The sequence below is a fragment of the Mesorhizobium sp. M2A.F.Ca.ET.037.01.1.1 genome (assembly GCF_003998075.1).
Lineage (GTDB): Bacteria > Pseudomonadota > Alphaproteobacteria > Rhizobiales > Rhizobiaceae > Mesorhizobium.
In genome coordinates this window covers 1-1,184 of record NZ_RZSA01001418.1, presented here as the reverse complement: position 1 = coordinate 1,184, position 1,184 = coordinate 1, and the positions used below count along the sequence as shown (strand labels likewise).

Here is a 1,184-nt window from a genome sequence, read left to right as displayed (position 1 = left end):
AACGACATCCGCCTATACGCGCGGCCCGGAACAGGACATTGTAGCCGTTCCGGGCCGCATGCTTTTGAGCAATTCCAGGAAAAGTGAGACACGGTTTTCCGTCCGGAATTGCGTCAAAAAGAAGAGGGGGGACATATGTCGAGGATCATCGCCGCAGCCGCGATGGCGATCGTTGCACTGGCCGGGCAGGCCCGAGCGGAGACCGGCGGCGTTGAGCTCGGCGTCTTGGATTGCGCCATCGGCGGCGGCAGCGGCTTCGTCTTCGGCTCAAGCAAGGATCTGAGCTGCACCTTCATGCCGGCCGACAAGACCTTCGCGCCGGAAGCCTATTTCGGCGCCGTCAACAAGTATGGTCTCGACATCGGCACGACCAGCCAGAGCGTGATGCGCTGGCTGGTGCTGACGCCGATGAACAACATCTACGCCCCGGGTGCGCTTGCCGGCGACTATGTCGGCGCCAGCGCCGAAGTGACCGCCGCGGTCGGCGCCGGCGCCAATCTCCTGGTCGGCGGCACCGGCAACGCCTTCACTCTGCAGCCGCTCAGCGTCCAGACCCAGACCGGTCTCAACATCGCCATCGGCGTCAGCCAGTTCCAGCTGCGCAGCACAGCGAACTGACTGACCACCAGGGCCGGTGGAGCCTTCCTTCCACGACAAGCGAAAAAGCCTCTTGAGCTCAACCGCGCTTGAGGTTCTACAAGCCCTGCCGAACTGGACCTGGCGCCCATTCGCAATGCGGATGAGGCTGCGGATCGCAAGCAGGAGATCGACGTGACGGCAGCAAGCGGCAACAAGGCAGGTGGCGACAAGATAGATTGGCCCGCGCTGTGGGCAAATGGCGACTTGGCACGCTTCTGCTTCATCAGCCTCGGCATCCTGCTCCATGCCACCAATGAGACGATGATCGCGACGGTCATGCCGGCGATGGTCGGCGATATTGCCGGCGTGCAGTTCGTCGGCTGGTCGCTGGCCGTATACGAACTCGGCGCCATCGTCGCGGGTGCCGCCGCCGGCCGGCTGGTCAGCTTCGTCGCCCTGCGCACCAACATGATAGCCGCAGCCCTTCTTTATGCCGCTGGCGCGCTGGTCTGCGCCACCGCGCCATCGATGCCGGTCTTCCTGGCCGGGCGGCTGGTCGAGGGCCTGGGCGGTGGTGCGCTCGTCTCGCTCGCCTTCGTCTCGGT

General features: G+C 64.6%; 2 protein-coding genes. Both read left to right on the top strand.

All coding sequences use genetic code 11. From position 1 onward, the window contains the following. The first annotated feature begins 135 nt into the window (after positions 1-135). On the top strand, positions 136-618 hold the full coding sequence (locus EOA27_RS37275; protein ID WP_126081408.1) for a DUF992 domain-containing protein: 483 nt from the start codon (positions 136-138) through the stop codon (positions 616-618). A 153-nt stretch (positions 619-771) separates the two neighbouring features. Next, positions 772-1,184: MFS transporter (locus EOA27_RS37270; RefSeq protein WP_127258808.1), on the top strand; the 413-nt coding region annotated here is incomplete at its 3' end.